This window comes from Vibrio sp. 1249-1, from assembly GCF_033340495.1.
In genome coordinates, this window is the sequence record NZ_JAWOWJ010000768.1 from 1 (window position 1) to 615 (window position 615).

The following is a 615-nucleotide window of genomic DNA, read 5'->3' on the forward strand; positions in this document are numbered from 1 at the left end:
CCATTTGTAAGTTTGAGATCGACATGATCGTGCTTAGCCGCAGGAAAATCAGCATCCAACACACGTAACGAGCCTGACATTCCAAGGTGCACAATGGCAGTCCCTGCATCCGTTTCTATGAGCAAATACTTTGCGCGACGATGAATGGCTCGAATCACTTGCCCTTCAAGCAATTTCAGCTCTTGCGGGATATCCCAGCGCAGTTTGGGTGTGCGAAAAACAAATGCCTTAATCGTTTGTCCAACCATATGTGGACTAATACCCATCCGGCTTACTTCAACTTCTGGTAGTTCAGGCATTTATTTCTCCTTAGAACACTCAAAGCCTTACTGAAAGGCAGTTAGAATAATCGAAAAGTACAAGCGTAAACACTGCTTACCTACGAGGTTATTGACCACCTCTCACTTAGGCATGATGTAATTGCTATCAACAGAAATCGCGATCCACTTGTCTTGCCAATTCTTGAACAACCAAAAATCATGAAGACGATAAAGAGTAATTCGCTGCGGTTCTTCGACGCCTTGATACCAGACTTCGATGGTTTCTGGTGTGCCTAACTTATCTTTAAGAGTGCCGTATTGCTGCGCAGATAACTCCGTACCTTCGAGCGCTTGC

At 44.9% G+C, this 615-nt stretch carries 1 protein-coding gene and 1 pseudogene; both read right to left on the bottom strand.

The features are described from left to right. Positions 1-299: DNA-formamidopyrimidine glycosylase family protein (locus R7Z50_RS28815; RefSeq protein WP_318149923.1), on the bottom strand; the 299-nt coding region annotated here is incomplete at its 3' end. A 102-nt stretch (positions 300-401) separates the two neighbouring features. Further along, positions 402-615, bottom strand: a pseudogene (locus tag R7Z50_RS28820) (hypothetical protein); the annotation flags it as partial.